Genomic DNA, 18,274 nt, shown 5'->3' on the forward strand with positions numbered 1-18,274 from the left:
TCCCTCAGGTTGCCGCTATGAGATTCAGCATTGTGATCACAACTTACAACCGCTTGTCTCTGTTGAAGCGAGCGATTGCTTCAGCCCTAGACCAAACGGTGCCTTGCGAGGTTGTCGTTGTCGATAATTGCTCCTCAGACGGCACTGAAGCGTATGTGCGCAGTTTAGGCAACCAGGTTGTTTATCATCGCAATTCCGCCAACTTGGGTCATTCTGGAGCAGTGAATACTGGAGTCAAAGTTGCCAAGGGTACTTGGATTAAACCCGTAGATGACGATGACTATCTAGCACCTAACTGCATTGAAGAAATGGCCAAGGCGATCGCTCTGCGCCCCCAAGCTGCCATCTGTTCTTGCCAAGCAGCTCAAGTCGATGACAACGGAGTTGAACTGAGCCGAACGCGACAGGTGGGGCCAGGGCAGGCCTTCTACATCCCGCAAGAAGACATTCATTATGGGATGTTGCTGGAGCAAGTTCCCTTCGGTACCCCGATTCAGGTTGCCTTCCGGAGAGACGCATTTTTAGAATCTGGGGGTTGGGATACCAGCTTAACGAGCTGTGACGATATTGATTCGTGGATCAGAATTGCCAAATATGGCGATGCCATTTTCATCAATCAGTGTTTGACCTACCGGACCGTTTGGCCAGGTGGATACGACCAAAAGATTGCCCTAGAAACTCGCATGAATACAAACATCCTGATGAAGGAAAGAATTCATGCGTTGGTGAATGAAAAATATCGCTCAGCGATTCCAGCCATTCAAGATATCCGTCATTATCTCTGCCTGCATTGGGGCTTAGTCGCCTTGAAGCAAAAGAAAATTGTGAATGGTCTTCAGATGGTGCTACCCGCTACGGCATCTCCTGCTGCTTGGAAATTGTTGTTAGGAGCTCGCAAAGGACATCAACCAAACCCAGCTGTTCGCAAGTTGGTCTTACTGGATGTTCGCTCCTCTGCGCCAGCAGCAATGCTGATGAATTCTTAGATTCGCGTTTCTAATTTCAAGGCCATTAAAAAGCACCTTAAAAAGCAGGGGTATCTTTGAACCACCCCTGCTTTTATCGATTTAAAGACACTTGAGAGGCTAGATCCGGGCTCCTTCTGGCAGGGGTCTGCCCTTGGGTTCTGGCAAAGCTGGCCGCCGTTCATAAGGCGTAGGAATGTATTGAACGGTAGGTCTGCCGCCTTGAGGTTGAGGATAAAGCTCCATCAAGTTGTAGATCGAGGTGGGTAAACCTACGGTTATCGGTAAACCTAACTCAGTTGCTTCTTCCACGGTAACTGGGTAATCGTGAGTGACTTTGCCAGTGGTTAAGGTGTCAATAATCAATTCAATTTTGTCATCTGCAATTTTCTGCTGAGGCACATTGTCTTTGAGCAGGGTTCTGACAAATTTTTGCACTTGCTGAATCGCCTTGCGAGACAAATCAGCCATGATCAAAGTTTGATCATCAATGTCACTAATTGGTTTTTCTTCGACCACCTTTAGGACACTAGCGGCTGGAAAGTTACCCAACTGCGGATCTACTGGACCGAGTACTGCATTGGCATCCATGACAATTTCATCCGCAGCTAAAGCTAGCATGGTGCCGCCACTCATGGCGTAGTGAGGCACAAAAACTGTCACTTTGGCAGGGTGACGAATCAAGGCTCTAGCAATTTGTTCTGTCGCCAGCACCAGACCACCAGGAGTATGCAAAACAAGGTCAATGGGCATATCGGGTGGAGTGAGGCGAATCGCTCGTAGGATTTGCTCGGAATCCTCAATCGTGATGTAACGAGATAAAGGAATTCCTAATAAATTGATTGATTCTTGACGGTGAATTAAGAGAATTACTCGACTGTTATGTTGTTGCTCTAGCCCCCGCAAAGCTTGCAGGCGAGAGGATTCAATGCGGCGACGCTGCCACATCGGTTGTAGCGAAGAAACTAATAGAAAAACCCAAAATAGATCTAGAAAACTAAAGGTCATTTGAAAAATTACTCATCAATAGAACTTAGCGTGAAGCCCTTTTATTATTTCAATCGCGATGAGAGGTTGAGTCTATCGAAAGCATTAAAATAGCTTTCTAGCGACCAATGGGGCGATCGCTCTATTCAATCTATAAAAGCTATAAAAATTTTCAAACTAATACTAAATAGATTCACCTCTAGTTTCTGACTTTTATTTTTATCTTATTCAAGCGAATCTATCTTTAGATGCAGGTTCTTTAGAGCGCGCACTATAGCAGGGTTACATGCCTGAATTCAGCTTGAAGATTTCATCTAAGTTGAAGAATTCTGTCGATTTGTTTACCACTTTGGAGCGAGGGTATAATTTTTTCTCTGTCCTTGGGTTAATAGTTTTCGACTGATTGCGTCGATTAAGCTGAACTTGTATCAGTCAACACTTTTAATCTTGTTTGAGGATAGATTTATGGATAATAAAACAGATAAAAATTCACCCGCTGTTGATAGTCAAGGTCGTGCTGAAGTAGATACCTACGATCGCGGCATTGTGCCCGCCGAAACAGCTGCCCGTAAAGAAAGAGAAGGTAGTGCATTTAAGCAACACCCAACTGAAGCTAGCCAGCAGCAGGCTAGAAATGATGATGAAACCGATAGCAACAGCATCAAAACAACTGAAGGTTACACCTCCGACAAAGAAGGCTTAATTAATAACTACGCGATTGAGCCAGAAATGTATGTGGATGAACCAGGAGATTTAAGAGAAAAAGAAGCACAGCTAAAAGCTGAGCGTACGGGAGAAATCAACGAAGCCAATCAAGACAAGGACGGTCAACTGTCAATGGAACATGACAGTCGTGGCAAAGGCCCTGGCATGATCTAAACCTACGGCTCAGGCTTGAAAGAAAACGCTCAAGAGAGGGCGGGGGTGTAAAGCTACACCCCTTTTTTTGTTTGCTGTTTAGCTGGTTTAACTGCGGGCAACTCCATCTTGGCGAGCCGCCCGTTGCACTGCTGCCGCTACAGAAGTTGCGACTCGCTCATCAAAGACAGACGGAATTACATGTTCTCGATCTAGGTCAGAAGGCTTAACCAACGAGGCGATCGCTGCTGCGGCTTCTAGATACATGCTGGTAGTTAAGGCGGCAGCTCGACAATCTAGGGCACCTCGAAAGATACCGGGAAATGCCAAGACGTTATTAATTTGGTTGGGGTAGTCGCTGCGGCCCGTCGCCATCACCGCAACATCATTCACGACTAACTCGGGTTGAATCTCTGGAATTGGATTTGCCATAGCAAACACAATCGGATCGCTTGCCATCGATCGCACCATTTCAGGCGTTAAAACGCCAGGAGCACTAACGCCTAAAAAGACATCTGCCCCAACTAAAGCATCGGCTAGGGTGCCACTTTGGGTAACGACAAATTCTCGTTTCTCTGGTGTCAAGTCAAGGCGGTCCAGGCAAAGCAAACCTCTAGAGTCGCACATATAAATCCTGGTCGCCCCGGCTTTACATAACAGACGTGCGATCGCCACTCCTGCCGCCCCCGCGCCATTAATCACAATGCGCACTTGGTCTAGGGGTTTGTGGACCAACTTTAGAGCGTTGGTCAGTGCTGCCAGGGTGACAATGGCAGTGCCATGCTGATCATCATGAAAAACCGGAATATCGAGTTCACGCCGCAGGCGATCTTCAATCTCAAAGCAACGAGGAGCCGAAATATCTTCTAGATTGATCCCGCCAAACACAGGCGCGATATTCTTCACGGTTTCAACGATCGCATCCGTATCTTGGGTTGCTAAGCAGATCGGGAAGGCATCAATTCCAGCAAATTCTTTGAACAGCATCGCCTTACCTTCCATCACAGGTAAAGCCGCTTCAGGCCCAAGGTTGCCCAACCCTAAAATGGCGCTGCCATCTGTCACCACGGCGATTGTGTTTTGCTTAATGGTTAGGTTATAAGCTTGCTCTGGGTCTTGGGCGATCGCATGACAAATACGACCTACCCCTGGGGTATAGGCCATCGCCAAATCTCCCTGGTTTTTGAGCGAGATTTTGCTTTCTACCCGAATTTTGCCGCCTCGGTGCAAGTTAAAGGTGCGATCGTAAACGTTGATGAACTTGATGTCTGGCAAATCTTTGACTGCTTGAACAATGGTTTCCGCATGCTCAGTGCTGGCTGCATCAACGGTAATATCGCGCAAAGAAAACTGGCGGGTCTGCTCGATCAAATCAATGTGGCCCAGGTTGCCTCCAGCCCCGGCGATCGCTTGGGTGACGCTAGCCAACATGCCCGCCCGGTTAGGCAGTTGGAAACGAATCGTTAGGCTAAAACTAGGATTAGGAGTTAAATTCACCATAATGCTGTCGTTTCCTCTGCTGGCTCAAGGACGTTGTTAGATGGAGTGGGAGAGAGGCAAAAGTCTTGTGGTCATTTTTAGCTTAAAGAAATTAAAGACCCACGATTGTACTGAGTCACACTGATAGGTTTGAATTGCAGCTATGCCAAGCCTTTACGCTGAAATTGAAATTGATGCCCCCAAACTAAAAGTGTGGCAAGCGCTCATGCAAAAAGATCAGTGGATGTACTGGAATACGTTTTTGTACGACTGTGATGCGTCGCGCCCCTTCAAGCAAGGTCAGGAAGTGCTACTTTCTCTACGACGAATTCCAGGCGAAGAAGAAACCGAATTTGAACCTTTAGTTACTTTGATTCAACCAGAAGTTTGTTTGAAGTGGTTCTCGGCGATTCCAGGCTTGCAAAACGAGCATGTGTTTGAACTTCAGGAAATTGATCGAGAGCGCACTAAGTATATTCATCGAGAAGCTTTTTCAGGTTGGCTGGCTCGCATATTTTGGCCGTTTATTCGGGCTGACGAGCAGCAGGGCTTGAAACGAATGGCACGAGAGCTAAAACAATATGTGGAATACCGTTGAATCGCTGAGGCTTCATTAAAATACAGTCAGAATTTAGTATCCGCCTTCTCTAAGTGGGCATACTGAACTCATAATAAATGGGTTACCAGTATCAATCAGGCGCGAGAGAAAATTCTGGTTTAGAGCTGATCCGGCTTGTTAGTTGGGAAAGAAGGCTTAGAGGTTGCTTGAAGCCAGCGACTATCTATTCCTTTAGCACTCAGTTTGTATCGTAATTTCAGTGAGCCTCCTCAATTGTTGTATCCCCTCCACCAACGATTCAGTTCCGATTATCTGGTTCATCAGTGACTATGAACTATAAAGACGGATGGGCTTTAAAGCACTTCCGATGGTTGCGATATGGTGTGGCCGTATTAGTGGTTGTAGCGGCAACTGTAGTGCGATTACTGCTCAACCCGTTGTTGGGCAATGCAGCACCATTCTTGCCATTTATCTTAGCTGTACTATTTAGTGCCTGGTATGGCGGTTTGCGGCCAGGTTTGCTATCGACTGGCCTGAGCGCCGGGATCATTCATTACTTTTGGCTACGGTCAAATGGTACAGACGTAGTGGGGTTTCGAAACCTGATTCTATTAGGGCTGTTTCTCGTAGCTGGGATTGGCTTGAGCTGGGTAAATGAAGTTCTGCACCAATCGCGCAGAGGCAGTGAAGCCACTCTAAAGGCTTTGCGCTCTAGCGAAGAGCAGTATCGGCTTCTGGTCGATGGGGTTAAAGACTGCGCCATTTATCTGCTAGATGCTCAAGGCTATGTGATGAGTTGGAACGCGGGAGCTGAGCGGATCGAAGGGTATCGGGCCGAAGAGATCATCGGCCAACACTTCTCCCGTTTTTGCCCTCCAGAAGATGTGGCCCAAGGGAAGCCAGAACGAGTCATAGCGGCAGCGATCGCCCAAGAGCGCTTTGAGGAAGAGGGGTGGCGGGTTCGCAAAGATGGTTCTCGATTTTGGTCTCATCTCCTAATGACTGCTTTATGGGATGAAGCAGGAGAACTGCGTGGCTTCTCGAAACTGGTCCGCGACATCAGCGATCGCCAGCGTGCCGAAGCTGAACGTCAGCAGTCAGAAGCTGCTCTACAGCGAAGTGAGGAGCAATTACGCTTGGCACTGGATGCTTCTCAAGCAGGAATTTGGGATTGGAATTTGCCCACCGGAACTGTAAGTTGGTCCAGTAAAACCGAACAATTATTAGGTTTGATTCCAGGCACTTTTAGCAAAACTTACGAAACTTTTCTAGAAGCTGTTCATCCTGGCGATCGCGACCAAGTTGTCCAAGCGGTAGCTAAGGCACTGGAGACCAAAAAAGATTACGCTCAGGAGTTCCGGGTCACCTGGCCCGATGGTTCTATTCACTGGATTGCAGGAGCAGGCAAGCTGCTTTTGAACGATCAAGGCGAAGTTGTGCGGATGCTGGGCACTAACATGGATGTGACTGAGCGGAAGCAGACAGAACTGGCCTTGCAGCAGCAAACCGACCGAGAACGCTTGATTGGGGCGATCGCTCAGCGATTACGCCAGTCTCTCAATCTAGAAGAGATCCTCAACACAGCAGTTGCTGAGGTGCGACAGTTCCTACAAACCGATCGAGTGATCATCTATGAGTTTCAGGCTGATCAGAGTGGAGTTGTTGTTGTAGAGTCGGTCGCTCCAGAGTGGACTTCCCTTCAAGGCACGGTGGTTCCCCCCTTGGAGGAAGCTTTGGTGCAGCTATACCGGGCAGGCCAAGTATCCTCACTGTCAGATATTTATGCAACTCCCCTAGAACCAGATTGCCTGAATTTGTTAACGCAGTTCCAAATCCGAGCAGACTTGGTCATCCCAATTTTGCAAGGCGAGGAACTGTGGGGCTTATTGGTTGTTCACCATTGTGCTTCAGCGCATGAATGGCAAGCTTTAGAAATTGATCTGCTAAAACAGCTAGCGGCTCAGTTAGCGATCGCCATCCAACAATCCCAGCTCTACCAACAGGTCCAGCAACTCAACTCCAACTTGGAACACCAAGTCCAAGAACGGATGCAACAGTTGCAGCAAGCGCTCAACTTTGAGGCAGTACTAAAACGGATCACTGATAAGGTGCGGGATAGCTTAGATGAGGGCCACATCCTGCAAACTGCCGTCCGAGAACTGGCACTTGTGCTACAGGCAGATAGTTGTAACGCGGCGCTTTATGACCTGGAGCAAGGGACGGCAGACGTTTGTTATGAGTACACCACCTCAACCTTTGCTTTCCAAGGCCGACGTCTGCACCTAGAATCCTTTCCAGAAATTTATCAACCTTTGTTGCAAGGTCAGTGTGTGCAATTTTGCTCCATTATGTCCTCCTCTCGCCAAGACCAAGCGGCCCTGCTGGCTTGTCCGGTCCTAGATGACCAAGGGGTGTTGGGTGACTTATGGTTGCGGCATCGGCCAGAGTACATCTTTACGGAGCAAGAGATTCGCCTAGTGCAGCAGATTGCCAATCAGGGGGCGATCGCGCTTCGCCAAGCTCGACTGTATCAAGCCGCTCAAGCGCAAGTCGAAGCCCTAGAAAGACTGAACCAACTCAAAGATGACTTTCTCAGCACGGTCTCTCACGAGTTGCGGACTCCAGTCGCCAATATGAAAATGTCAATTCGGATGTTGGAGTTGGCGCTGAAGCAAGAAGTCCCCACCAGCAACCAGCCCCAAAAGTCTGAGCGCTATCTGCGGATTTTGCAGGATGAGTGTGAACGGGAAATCAGCTTAATCAATGACTTGCTCGACTTGCAGCGCTTAGAAGTAGGAGTTCAACCGCTCACTTTGACCACAATTGATTTATATACCTGGGTCGAGCAGTTGGTAAAACCTTTTGAAGAGCGGATGCGAGCTAGGCAGCAAACTTTACAAGTAGAGATCGCGCCTGAGCTGCCTCCTGTGGTTTCTGACTTGTTAGGCTTGGAGCGCATTCTTGGCGAACTACTAAATAATGCTTGCAAGTACACACCACCGGGCGATCGCATTTCCGTGAAGGTGCAAGCCCAAGCCGAGCGGATACGGTTTCAGGTAATTAATCTGGGAACAGAAATTCCCGCTCATGAACTGACACGAATTTTTGACAAGTTTTATCGGGTTCCTAGTGCGGACCCCTGGAAGCAAGGTGGCACTGGCTTAGGCTTAGCCTTGGTGCAAAAACTAGCTAGGCATCTGCAAGGTCAGGTCTATGTAGAGAGCACTAATCACCGCACTGTCTTTACCGTTGAAGTGCCTATGACGCTCGCGGCGGAGCTAGCCGGAAAGAAGTCTAATCGATAACGATATAACGCAACGGGACGACGATTGCTTAATCCTCCAGCCTTGAAGTAATCAGGGTCTTGGGGAGAAAGATAAACAGCGGTGATCTGGTCAGCTACGATCGCTGGGTTTTCAGCAGCGGCAGATTTTTGAGCAGATTTTTGATAAGAGGTAGTTGTCTCGACTTGATTGAAGTAAAGCTGCGGTGCCCCGCGAAATTGCTGTTGAAACACCTCAGTCGTAATAAATTGATCAGCCTGGGGAGTTTCAGTCGCTCGTCCAGTCACAATCGAAATCAATTGGCGATCGCCCCGTAACAAGGTGATTTGACGATTAGGAGAATGAGGGTCCACTTTGACTGCTAAGACAGCGCGATCGCCCAAATAAGCTTTAGCAATATTCAAGCCATTAAAGGCGCGATCGGCCACCACTTCAACTCCATTTTCAGGTCTGGTCGTAGGCAGGAGCAAAGACTTAGGTTTATTGGATGTTGCTGCTGGCGCAAATCGCACCCGAAATTGCACGGGTTGTTGCAAATACTGACGATTGCTCTCAAAACCTGGGGTGATTACCTCTGGAGCTAAAGGTGCCACTAAATCTACCAGTGTGCTAGTCACATCCCAGTTGCCCGCCAACCATTCCGGGTAAACCAGATCTCCCTTAGCCGCTTGAACGGGGGGTTGTTCCTGCCACTGCGGAAAAGCTGCGATGCGATCGCCTAAAGGCCCTGCTTGCGCGATCGGTTGCCACAGCATGATCAAGATGCTGAGACAACACCAAAGCAGATTGCGCCAATCAAAACTCCATTGCTTCAACTGCGATCGGCTCCTAAACTTCCCTACGCTAATGGCTAAGTTGAACCAATCAATTATTGTTCGTACTGTTCGTAAGCAGCAACAATTCGCTGGACTAAAGGATGGCGCACCACATCGGCTTGAGAGAAGTGGCAGAAAGCAATGCCTTCGACATGTTGCAGAATTTTCTGAGCCACCGCCAAACCCGAAGTCTGTTGAGTCGGCAAGTCCGTCTGAGTCAAATCGCCCGTGACTACCATGCGCGATTTGAACCCCAGCCGAGTCAAAATCATTTTCATTTGAGCCGGAGTTGTATTCTGCGCTTCATCCAAAATCACAAAAGCGTTGCTGAGAGTGCGGCCTCGCATATAGGCGATCGGAGCGACTTCAATCACCCCCCGCTCCATTAAATTCGGAATCTTCTCCGGGTCAATGAACTCATACAAAGCATCGTAGAGGGGCCGCAAATAAGGGTTAACCTTCTGCTGCAAGTCTCCTGGCAAGAACCCCAACTTCTCACCCGCCTCTACCGCCGGACGAGTCAAAATTAAGCGTTCGCACTGATTAGAAAGTAACGCTTGTACCGCTAACACCGCCGCTAAAAAGGTTTTACCCGTCCCCGCTGGGCCAATACAGAAAGTGAGATCGTGGGTGCGGACTGCCTGAATGTATTGCCGTTGCCGAAACGTTTTAGCTCGAATATCTTCCCCTCGACGAGTCCGCGCTAAAACGTCATGCTGCATTTCGTTGAACTCATCTTGGCGATGGGTGTCCAAGGCTTGACGAGCGGTGAGAATGTCGGCTCTAGAAATACTTTTACCTTTGCTCCAAAGGTCTTCGAGCGATCGCACCACTTTACAACTCAAATCAACTTGAGTTGCGGTTCCAGAGATCAATAGCTCCTGTCCCCGGAGAACAATCGTGGCTCCAGTTTGGCGAGCTAGGGTTTTAAGATTTTCTTCTTGTAAACCAGCCAGGGCGATCGCACTCTCAGCCGTGGGTAACTGAATGGATGCAGCCTCTACCATGCGAATATCGGTGCTCCTAAAAAGGTTTTTGCGCCAGCTTGCTTAATCGTGAACCAAAGTGTTATAAAAAATCGTTTTTGAATCACAAAAAGACGCCTGAACCGAATGCAATCTTGGTTGGCAGGCGTCTACTCACTTTAATATTTTGCTACCCCTGGAAACCACTGTAAAAGCGTGTATTTGCTATCTACATCGGGGTTTAATTGACATCTCATGCACTTAAGGGCGACGCTTACGGGAAGCTTCGGACTTGTGCTTACGACGAAGACTAGGCTTCTCGTAACGTTCGCGACGTTTAACTTCAGATAAAATTCCTGCTTTCTGAATCTTCTTCTTGAAGCGTCTTAACGCTGATTCAATGGATTCATTTTCACCTAGACGCACTTCTGCCACTCGCTGTGCTCACCTCCTTGCTTTGGATTTGTAGGATAGGGCTGTGTTTTAAACGCAACCGCACTTTAAGCAGGCGGAAGTCCTGCTCACGTTCCTAATTTATACCTTATTGAGTCCGTAGTTTAGGAGCAGATTTGGGGGGTGCAGAGCGAGGAGGCTGAGACTTTGAGCTAGACTCTGGCTCCGCTGCTTCGTCTCGGTTGCCTACTGGGTCACCACCAAAAACATCTAAGTAGATGGCTTGGCCCGAAGATTGAGCCGCAGCTTCTAAGACAGTTCGAATGGCCTGGATGTTACGTCCACCGCGACCAAATACACGCCCTTTATCCGAGCTATCAAAAGCTAACCGAATCCAAATTTTGGGTCGGCTAGCAGATAGCTCACAGTCTACTTTTAAGGACTCCGGCGACTCCAGAAAAGGTTGAATTAGGAACCGCACCAATTCAACATAGTTGGGGCAAGCAGAGCGAGGCGGAGTTGAGTGACCCAACCCCTCTCGACTGGATGACTCAGGCATTGACCTGTTCGAAGACATTGGCCTTTCTAAGAATGCTGCGTACCGTTTCGGTAGGCTGAGCTCCTTCTTGGAGCCGTTTGACGATCGCGTCAACTTTTAGACGCACTTCATCCGTTCTGGGATTATAAAAGCCCAACTCTTCCAGGGGACGACCATCCCGGCGAGTGGTGCTATGCATTGCCACAATCCGGTAACTGACTTCACGCTTTTTGCCGTATCGCTTCAACCGCAGTTTGATCATGCTTGAAGGGTTTGCTCCTAGGAAATTACAAGTTTTAAAGCTAATAGCTATGGGCTTTTAGCGATCGCCTATCAGGCTTTACACAATAAGCACTACTGAATTGATCATCATACCATTTGCCTGGACTCACCCGCTACTACGCTCAAATTATTTGAGACTGTTAAGGATGGCTGGGTGATTTAAGTGCTAACGCGCGAAAGGCTGATCGCTCGTAGTTAGTTGCCCAATGCTAATTGCTACAGATTGCCAAAGCCTTTTTTCTTTTTCTCCTTCTTTTTCTTGGTAGGAGCTCCCCCAGGATAGCCACGCCAACCGGGTTGTGGGGGTTGGTTGCCACCATAGCCAGGTCCGCCACCGAACGGTCCCCCACCAAACATCCCAGGCATGGGAAGTTGGCCCTGTCCCAGCTGTTGCATCAGCGATCGCATCTTCTGGAAATCAGCTACCAACTTGGCTACATCCGATTCGGCATAACCCGCACCACGAGCAATACGACGACGGCGGCCAGGAGAACCTGCCAACAAATCAGGGTCTTTGCGCTCCTCAGGCGTCATGGAGTTGATCATCGACTCAGCCCGCTTCAGTTGGGTTTCTCCTTGCTGGAGTTGCTCGCTGCTCAGCTTGTTCATGCCTGGGATCAGCTTCATGATGCCACCCAAGGAACCCATGTTTTTCAACAAGCGAGTTTGCTTGAGGAAGTCAGTGAAGTCGAATTTGGCCGAGAGGATTTTCTCCTGCATTTTCTCGGCATCGGCCAGATCCACGGCTTCCTGGGCTTTTTCTACCAGGGTCAGCACGTCTCCCATGCCCAGAATTCGGGAAGCCATCCGATCTGGATAGAAGGGTTGCAGCGCATCAACTTTTTCCCCCACCCCAATAAACTTGATGGGCTGACCAGAGATGCGGCGAACTGAGAGGGCCGCCCCACCCCGGGTGTCGCCATCCATCTTGGTGAGAATCGCTCCAGTAATGCCAATTTGGTCGTGGAACGTGCGAGTCAAGCTGGCGGCTTCTTGCCCTGTCATGGCATCTACGACCAGCAGCGTCTCATGAGGCTGAATGGTTTCTTTGATGCGAGCCAACTCCGACATCATGTTTTGGTCGATTTGCAGACGACCCGCAGTGTCGATAATGACAGTATTAATTCCTTCTGCCCTAGCTCGTTCTACCCCTTGGCGAGCAATTTCAACAGGGTCAGCATCTTTGCCCAGTTCAAACACGGGCACTTCGATCTGTTTACCCAAGGTGACGAGCTGGTCGATCGCGGCAGGGCGGTAAACGTCGGTAGCCACTAAAAGAGTGCTGCGATTCTCTTTACGCAGATGCAAAGCCAGTTTAGCGGTCGCAGTGGTTTTCCCCGTTCCTTGCAGACCTGCCATCAAAATCACGGTGGGCGTTGGGCTAGCTTCTGCCAGGGGAATATTGGTTTCCCCCATCACGGATACCAACTCGTCGTAAACCAGTTTGATGAACTGCTGGTCAGGCCGAACGCCAGCAACTACCTCTTCGCCTAGGGCTTTGGTCTGCACCTCTGCAACAAAATCTTTCACCACTTGGAGGTTGACATCCGCCTCCAAGAGAGCGCGACGAACTTCCCGCAGGGCTTCCTGAACGTTCGATTCAGAAATTTTGTCTTGACCCCGCAGGGTTTTCCAGGCAGATTCTAAGCGTTCAGCGAGCGCGTCAAACATAACTTAATGACTGTCAGATAATGAGTCTTCAATCCAGAGGTGCGTTTGGAAGCAAACTGCTGCTTTCCCACTTATCCAGATTAATCGTTTTCGCTCCAGGTCGGGTGGAGAATTCGTCGGAAATACTATTGCCATGCTTTAGACCTGCAATTTTCATCTTTGCATGCGGGGCTCTACAACCGCGATCGCGGGCTTAATTTGGCAGGATCAGCAACATGGCTGATAAATATCCTTGACTCCGGGCTTATAGCCCTGAATTAAATGGGAAAAACTAGATATTAGGTCACTAAAAAGCTGGTGGGTTTACGGGAGAACTCAGCGATCGCCAGTGATGCTCTAACCGAGCATGAGCAGCTTGGTGGCCCTACGGTTTATTCAGGTGATCTCCTTGCGTCAAGTTCAAGCCCACTTTCTCAAGCTTCTAAGTTTATTTCTATTAAGTATGCTGCTGTGCGTTGCTTGCCACAGCTCTACTTCAGTCACACCACAGTCGAATCAACCGCCCCTAAAAGTGGGTTATAGTCTGTGGCCTGGGTACTTCCCGATGGTAATTGCCCAAGAGAAAGGGTTTTTTGCTGAGCAAGGCGTGAACGTTGAACCTGTTTATTCTGAAAACTATTTAGAACCGATCTCTAACTTTAGTGCAGGCCAAACCGATGGGGTGACACTGGCAATGGGTAGCTTAATGGGCATCATTGGGCAGAACCCAGATATTCAAATGGTCATGCTCACCGATCAGTCTGCGGGTTCTGATGCTTTAGTGGTTCAGCCTGAAATTACTGGTGCAAAAGACCTGAAGGGCAAGCGAATTGGAGCCAAGTTGGGGGATTTTGGCGAGTTGTTTGTCAGGCAGTTAATGGAAGCTCACAACCTGACATCCGATGATTTTACTCTGGTGAATATGGAAGGGGAGTCAGTACCAGCTCGACTGCAAAGCGGCGATATTCAAGCAGGACACACCTGGGACCCTTATGCCACCCAAGCCGTCCGAACGGGTGCTCATACTCTGTTTACTAGCAAGGAAACACCAGGCTTGATTCCCAGTGGCATTGTGTTTCACAGCTCAGTGATTCGCGATCGCCCCCAAGAGCTAAAAGCCTTTATGAAGGCTTGGTTTCAGGCTCAGGACTACTGGCTAACGCATCCTCAAGAAGGAGCGGCCTTAATTGCCCAAGCGCTCAAACTCAAGACAGCAGATGTCTCCACCGCAGGGGTGCAGTTGATGACGCTACCCAAAAATCTCAAAGCACTGACCCCCGGTACCACCACCGAGTCTCTTTACTACACAGCTCAGTTGTATGCTGACTTCTTTATTCGTACTGGTGGATTGAGTACTGCCCCCGAAGTTGAGAAGTTAATTGTTCCCTCATTTGTGCAGGCGCTCAGTCAGGAACAGCCATAATGAACTTCCTCAAATTCTCCACACTGCGTAGCAAACTCATTTTTTCGCTTTTGGGTGTCGCACTATTGCCGATCTTAATCTTGGCCCTGCTGAACCAGCGATCGACCCAAAAAGCTCTAACTAATAATGCTAACTTGGCTCTCTTGGGCGCTGCTTCCCAAACGGCCCTGAGCCTAGATTCGTTCATCAAAACCAATCTTGATGCAGTCCGAGTTGAAGCCCAGCTCCCTATTCTAGCTAAGTATCTGAGTCTGCCTGCTGTACAAAGAACGGCCATGAGAACTGAGGTGGAAACTACCTTGCTAGCTTTAGGTCGTAAAGATACGCTCAACATCCTGTCCTATGCCTTACTTGACGCACAAGGGCAAAATGTAATTGATACTTACACAGTCAATATAGGCAATAGCGAAACGGACCGTCCCTACTTCCAGCAACCATTCAAAACTGGTTTGCCTTACGTTTCGCCCATCCAATATTCAGCCAGTGATAGAGTAGCTAGCTTATATTTCACGAGTCCCATCCGTGATGCATTGGGCAAGACGATCGGCATTTTACGAGTGCGTTACAACGCCAATGCCATTCAAAGATTAGTCGCGCAAAACAGTGCCCTAGTGGCGGGCGGCAAAGGCTCGTTTGCAATTTTATTAGACGAGAACCAGATTCGTTTGGCGCAAGGGTATGCTCCGGAGTTGGTTTTTAAGTCGGTTACGCCGCTGCCTGCGGCACAAGTTAAAGCGCTACAAGCAGCAGGACGATTACCGCAGGGAACTCCAGCAGAGCTAGCGACTAACTTGCCAGCGTTTGAGCAGGGACTTAAGAATACTAATCAATCTGCTTTTTTTACAACTCCTTTAGCCGTTAATAGTGATGAGTTAAATTCAGCAGCGGTGACGAAGTTAAAAACTCAGCCTTGGTCGGTCGTCTTTGTTGAATCACAGAGTTTGTTTCTAGGGCCTATCCAAGCTCAAATCCGGGCAACCCTGTTGTTGGCGATCGCGATCGCAGTTTTAGTCGCAGCTGCTGCCATTACCCTCAGCGAATTGCTCACAAAACCCCTAATTGGGCTGACTAGCATCGTTACCAGCTTTACAGCGGGTGACCTGAAAGCTCGTAGTACCATCCAGACCGAAGATGAAATTGGGGTGCTAGCAGGTAGCTTCAACCAAATGGCCGAGCAAGTAGGTAAGCTGCTGCAAAATTTAGAGGAACGAACACAAGAGCTAGAAGTGAGCCAACAAGTGACGGGGGCTGTCACCGAGCTGTCGCGGGTAGTCTTGGACCCCAAACGCTTGTTACGAGAAGCGATCGCTCTGATGCAAAGTCGTTTCAACCTGCACTACATCCAAATCTACTTGCTCAACCCTGATAAACAAGTTTTGTATAAGGAAGTTGAGTCTAGCCAGGAAGATATTACGAGACTAGGGCAACCAACTCGAATTGCTTTAGATGATGACGAAAGCTTGATTGCCACTGCCGCTCGCACCCAAAAGATTATTTGTGTGGATCAGGCGAATTCCAACCCTGAGGTAAAAGGTGTCTACTCAGCAACTTTAGGTTCCGAAGTGGTAGTGCCTTTGGTGACGCGCGGCTCTTTGCTAGGCGTGCTCAACATTGAGGATAAGCAGAGCGATCGCTTCAGCCCAATGGATTTAGAAACCTTCAATACCTTGGCTGGCCAAATTGCCACTGCTCTGGATAATGCCCGCTTGTTTGCGGAAGTGCAAAAGACTAGCGCAGAACTGCAAGAGAAGGCGCAAGAGCTAGAACAGACGCTGCGTGAACTGCAACAAACCCAAGCTCAGGTGGTACAAAGCGAGAAAATGTCCAGCCTAGGCCAGCTTGTGGCAGGCATAGCTCATGAAATTAACAACCCCGTGAATTTCATCTACGGCAACCTCAACTACGCTGGAGAGTACATTCAAGACCTGACTGGGGTATTGAAGCTTTATCAGCGACAGTTCCCGCACCCTACTCCTGAAATTGCTGAGGAAATAGAAGCAATTGACCTTGATTTCTTGCTAGCAGACTTGCCCAAACTTCTCGCTTCCATGAAAGTAGGCGCAGACCGGATTCAAAAGATTGTCTTGTCTCTGCGGAACTTCTCCCGCATGGACGAAGCCGAGATGAAAGCGGTGGACATCCACGAAGGGATTGATAGCACCTTAATGATTTTGCAAAATCGGCTCAAAGCCAAGAGCGATCGCCCTGAGATTGCATTGGTCAAAGATTACGGAAATCTGCCGCTCGTCGAGTGTTATGCGGGGCAACTCAACCAAGTCTTTATGAACTTGCTCAGCAATGCGATCGATGCTTTAGAGGATGGCCAAACTCCAGCTTCTGAACCTCCGCAAACCCCCACGATTGTAATTCACACCCGCCAGCTAGGCTCCCAATCCGTTGAAATTCGGATTGCTGACAATGGTCCTGGCATTGCTAAAGCCGATCAACGGCGATTATTTGACCCCTTCTTTACGACCAAACCTATCGGCAAAGGAACAGGGTTGGGGTTGTCAATTAGTTACCAGATTGTGACTGATAAACATGGGGGAGTACTGCACTGTAATTCTGCCCCAGGAAAAGGCACCGAGTTTTTGATTGAAATTCCTTTGCGCCAAACCTAGGCATGGCTTTTGGGTTGTGGGCGATCGCGATACTACGACCAAGAGTTGTCAGACTGCTCTATCTGGTCCTTGGCTTTACTCTCAATGGTCTTGAGGGTTTGTAGGATGAGCATTTCATCCAAGTAAGTGGGTGGATTCAAATTATTAGAGGGAGCGCTAACCCGATCTGCAATGGCGCTCTGAACTTTGTCGTCAATATTTTGAGAAACAACTTTGATTTTCTGGGAAAGACGCTCGTAGAGTTTTTTGACTGAAGGGGACTCAGAAAACATAGTAAGTAAGTTTTATTTTTAAATGTAAACTTGCTACTGATCTAGAGCCCTGCCCCTTTGGTCATAAAGAGCACTCAGAAGGCTATGCTGACAGAATTATTTTTAGTAGTTAACAAAATTCATTGACTAGCAGCTCGCAGCCTTGGAGCCCTAAGCTGGGAGTGCTGCGATAAGCCGCGCTAGGAACCCAGATACGTACAGTGCGGTTGGTAGCAATGTAGTAAAGGTAATCAACTTCTGGGCGATAGGTGAGTCCTACGCGTAGATGGGAGAAGTCATCCTCACACATTTCATACCCAAATCTCACGACCAACTGAGCCACTAAACACTCTGGCGTATCACAGTATTCTCCAGAGCTGTCTCTTTCCTGCCAAAATTTTGCTAAGAAAGGCTGAAGCCGAGGCAAAATTTTCGTGGGAGTTCCTTCTCTACTGGCGTAGATGATTGCTGGATTACCTTCTACGATGATGTGACAGGGTGTAGCCATGTGGTTGAACTCCTGATAGTTCGGCGTTGAACTGCTTATATACAGAGCTGCAAATGAACCTAGCATCGCAGTTTTGCCAAGTTCAGTCTGCCCATTGATGAACAATTGGCACTATTACTTACCAAGTTCCTATTGTTTCTCGTCCCTTTGGTATGTCGGAAGGAGTGGTTCAGGTGAACGCAGCCGAACAGGCCCTCGACCTTGAAACCGCCAGCAAAATCGCAACGGTGGTTAATTTATTTAAGCTAAAGTTTCCTGATGCCAGAGCTGATCTCAAGCCTTGGGCGAATGATTCCGATACCAGGGACTTAGTAGACCCGGACTCAATTGACATTGGGTTTCACTTTCCGGGGCGCAGTCGTTTGTTTCAAAGTCGCAGTATTTTGGTGCAAATCCGGTTGTATCAAGACCCGCTGACGAAAATCCGGCGAGCGATCGGGGTGGAAGCAGTCGGGTTCGACCATAAAGGTAAACAGTGGCGGCTTTCGACGATAGAAAACTGGGCGTTTGAAGGAACGACTCAGCCTGTGCCCGAAATTGCTCAAGAACTAAAAGGATTTTGCCGCGAGATCTTAGAGCTGTTCAACTATTCCAACTATTCCAGCTAGAACTGGTGGTTACAGAAAAAGGCTGAACTACCTAATTCTTGGTAGTTCAGCCTCGGATCAGTTATTAGGTTTAGCTAACTAGAAAAGC

At 48.6% G+C, this 18,274-nt stretch carries 17 protein-coding genes; 7 read left to right on the top strand and 10 right to left on the bottom strand.

Going from position 1 to position 18,274, the window contains the following annotated elements:
* Positions 1-17: 17 nt before the first annotated feature.
* Positions 18-986 carry a glycosyltransferase family 2 protein gene (locus NDA01_RS01705; protein WP_190433964.1) on the top strand — a complete coding sequence of 323 codons (969 nt, stop codon included), beginning with the start codon at positions 18-20 and terminating at the stop codon, positions 984-986.
* A gap of 99 nt (positions 987-1,085) precedes the next feature.
* Here the strand turns inward: NDA01_RS01705 and NDA01_RS01710 are convergent, their stop codons facing one another.
* Positions 1,086-1,973 (bottom strand): SDH family Clp fold serine proteinase, encoded by an 888-nt coding sequence (locus NDA01_RS01710; RefSeq protein ID WP_348226643.1) that lies wholly within the window; start codon positions 1,971-1,973, stop codon positions 1,086-1,088.
* 444 nt (positions 1,974-2,417) lie between these two features.
* On the opposite strand from NDA01_RS01710, the gene NDA01_RS01715 reads away from it, so the two are divergent.
* Positions 2,418-2,831, top strand: coding sequence for a hypothetical protein (locus NDA01_RS01715; RefSeq protein ID WP_190433961.1), 414 nt, complete (start codon positions 2,418-2,420; stop codon positions 2,829-2,831).
* Positions 2,832-2,918: 87 nt separating this feature from the next.
* Here the strand turns inward: NDA01_RS01715 and NDA01_RS01720 are convergent, their stop codons facing one another.
* Complete coding sequence (locus NDA01_RS01720; RefSeq protein WP_348226644.1) at positions 2,919-4,310, bottom strand: malic enzyme-like NAD(P)-binding protein; 1,392 nt, start codon at positions 4,308-4,310, stop codon at positions 2,919-2,921.
* A 142-nt stretch (positions 4,311-4,452) separates the two neighbouring features.
* Here NDA01_RS01720 and NDA01_RS01725 point away from each other — a divergent pair, with 142 nt between their 5' ends.
* Positions 4,453-4,887 (top strand): SRPBCC domain-containing protein, encoded by a 435-nt coding sequence (locus NDA01_RS01725; RefSeq protein WP_348226645.1) that lies wholly within the window; start codon positions 4,453-4,455, stop codon positions 4,885-4,887.
* 290 nt (positions 4,888-5,177) lie between these two features.
* Positions 5,178-8,153 (top strand): PAS domain S-box protein, encoded by a 2,976-nt coding sequence (locus NDA01_RS01730; RefSeq protein ID WP_348226646.1) that lies wholly within the window; start codon positions 5,178-5,180, stop codon positions 8,151-8,153.
* On the opposite strand, the gene NDA01_RS01735 is transcribed toward NDA01_RS01730, so the two are convergent.
* The 6 genes from NDA01_RS01735 to ffh form a co-directional block, all read right to left on the bottom strand.
* Positions 8,078-8,947 (bottom strand): DUF6816 family protein, encoded by an 870-nt coding sequence (locus NDA01_RS01735; protein ID WP_431193288.1) that lies wholly within the window; start codon positions 8,945-8,947, stop codon positions 8,078-8,080. The two genes, NDA01_RS01730 and NDA01_RS01735, sit on opposite strands and share 76 nt — an antisense overlap.
* Positions 8,948-9,000: 53 nt before the next feature.
* Complete coding sequence (locus NDA01_RS01740; protein WP_190433953.1) at positions 9,001-9,954, bottom strand: PhoH family protein; 954 nt, start codon at positions 9,952-9,954, stop codon at positions 9,001-9,003.
* A 219-nt stretch (positions 9,955-10,173) separates the two neighbouring features.
* On the bottom strand, positions 10,174-10,347 hold the full coding sequence (gene rpsU, locus NDA01_RS01745) for a 30S ribosomal protein S21 (protein WP_190433951.1): 174 nt from the start codon (positions 10,345-10,347) through the stop codon (positions 10,174-10,176).
* A gap of 106 nt (positions 10,348-10,453) precedes the next feature.
* Positions 10,454-10,864 carry a KH domain-containing protein gene (locus tag NDA01_RS01750; protein WP_348226647.1) on the bottom strand — a complete coding sequence of 137 codons (411 nt, stop codon included), beginning with the start codon at positions 10,862-10,864 and terminating at the stop codon, positions 10,454-10,456.
* A complete protein-coding gene (gene rpsP, locus NDA01_RS01755) occupies positions 10,857-11,105 on the bottom strand; it encodes a 30S ribosomal protein S16 (RefSeq protein WP_190433947.1) in 249 nt (82 codons plus the stop codon). The genes NDA01_RS01750 and rpsP overlap by 8 nt, the downstream gene beginning before the upstream one ends.
* A gap of 236 nt (positions 11,106-11,341) precedes the next feature.
* Complete coding sequence (gene ffh, locus NDA01_RS01760) at positions 11,342-12,796, bottom strand: signal recognition particle protein (RefSeq protein WP_348226648.1); 1,455 nt, start codon at positions 12,794-12,796, stop codon at positions 11,342-11,344.
* Positions 12,797-13,142: 346 nt separating this feature from the next.
* On the opposite strand from ffh, the gene NDA01_RS01765 reads away from it, so the two are divergent.
* Together NDA01_RS01765 and NDA01_RS01770 are read left to right on the top strand one after the other, a co-directional pair.
* Complete coding sequence (locus NDA01_RS01765; protein WP_348226649.1) at positions 13,143-14,198, top strand: ABC transporter substrate-binding protein; 1,056 nt, start codon at positions 13,143-13,145, stop codon at positions 14,196-14,198.
* Entirely contained in the window at positions 14,198-16,819 is a 2,622-nt protein-coding gene (locus tag NDA01_RS01770) for an ATP-binding protein (RefSeq protein ID WP_348226650.1), read from the top strand. The genes NDA01_RS01765 and NDA01_RS01770 overlap by 1 nt, the downstream gene beginning before the upstream one ends.
* A gap of 32 nt (positions 16,820-16,851) precedes the next feature.
* On the opposite strand, the gene NDA01_RS01775 is transcribed toward NDA01_RS01770, so the two are convergent.
* Positions 16,852-17,091, bottom strand: coding sequence for a hypothetical protein (locus NDA01_RS01775; RefSeq protein ID WP_348226651.1), 240 nt, complete (start codon positions 17,089-17,091; stop codon positions 16,852-16,854).
* Positions 17,092-17,200: 109 nt separating this feature from the next.
* Complete coding sequence (locus NDA01_RS01780) at positions 17,201-17,578, bottom strand: histidine kinase (protein ID WP_190433938.1); 378 nt, start codon at positions 17,576-17,578, stop codon at positions 17,201-17,203.
* Positions 17,579-17,751: 173 nt separating this feature from the next.
* Here NDA01_RS01780 and NDA01_RS01785 point away from each other — a divergent pair, with 173 nt between their 5' ends.
* Positions 17,752-18,186, top strand: a complete 435-nt coding sequence (locus NDA01_RS01785) for a hypothetical protein (RefSeq protein WP_348226652.1) — start codon at positions 17,752-17,754, stop codon at positions 18,184-18,186.
* Positions 18,187-18,274 lie beyond the last annotated feature (88 nt).

This window comes from Trichocoleus desertorum AS-A10, assembly GCF_039962155.1.
Lineage (GTDB): Bacteria > Cyanobacteriota > Cyanobacteriia > FACHB-46 > FACHB-46 > Trichocoleus.

Coding starts and splice junctions, on each gene's coding strand:
- NDA01_RS01705 (WP_190433964.1), top strand. CDS start 18: ATGAGATTCAGCATTGTGATCACAACTTACAACCGCTTGTCTCTGTTG.
- NDA01_RS01710 (WP_348226643.1), bottom strand. CDS start 1,973: ATGACCTTTAGTTTTCTAGATCTATTTTGGGTTTTTCTATTAGTTTCT.
- NDA01_RS01715 (WP_190433961.1), top strand. CDS start 2,418: ATGGATAATAAAACAGATAAAAATTCACCCGCTGTTGATAGTCAAGGT.
- NDA01_RS01720 (WP_348226644.1), bottom strand. CDS start 4,310: ATGGTGAATTTAACTCCTAATCCTAGTTTTAGCCTAACGATTCGTTTC.
- NDA01_RS01725 (WP_348226645.1), top strand. CDS start 4,453: ATGCCAAGCCTTTACGCTGAAATTGAAATTGATGCCCCCAAACTAAAA.
- NDA01_RS01730 (WP_348226646.1), top strand. CDS start 5,178: ATGAACTATAAAGACGGATGGGCTTTAAAGCACTTCCGATGGTTGCGA.
- NDA01_RS01740 (WP_190433953.1), bottom strand. CDS start 9,954: ATGGTAGAGGCTGCATCCATTCAGTTACCCACGGCTGAGAGTGCGATC.
- NDA01_RS01750 (WP_348226647.1), bottom strand. CDS start 10,864: ATGCCTGAGTCATCCAGTCGAGAGGGGTTGGGTCACTCAACTCCGCCT.
- rpsP (WP_190433947.1), bottom strand. CDS start 11,105: ATGATCAAACTGCGGTTGAAGCGATACGGCAAAAAGCGTGAAGTCAGT.
- ffh (WP_348226648.1), bottom strand. CDS start 12,796: ATGTTTGACGCGCTCGCTGAACGCTTAGAATCTGCCTGGAAAACCCTG.
- NDA01_RS01765 (WP_348226649.1), top strand. CDS start 13,143: ATGAGCAGCTTGGTGGCCCTACGGTTTATTCAGGTGATCTCCTTGCGT.
- NDA01_RS01770 (WP_348226650.1), top strand. CDS start 14,198: ATGAACTTCCTCAAATTCTCCACACTGCGTAGCAAACTCATTTTTTCG.
- NDA01_RS01775 (WP_348226651.1), bottom strand. CDS start 17,091: ATGTTTTCTGAGTCCCCTTCAGTCAAAAAACTCTACGAGCGTCTTTCC.
- NDA01_RS01780 (WP_190433938.1), bottom strand. CDS start 17,578: ATGGCTACACCCTGTCACATCATCGTAGAAGGTAATCCAGCAATCATC.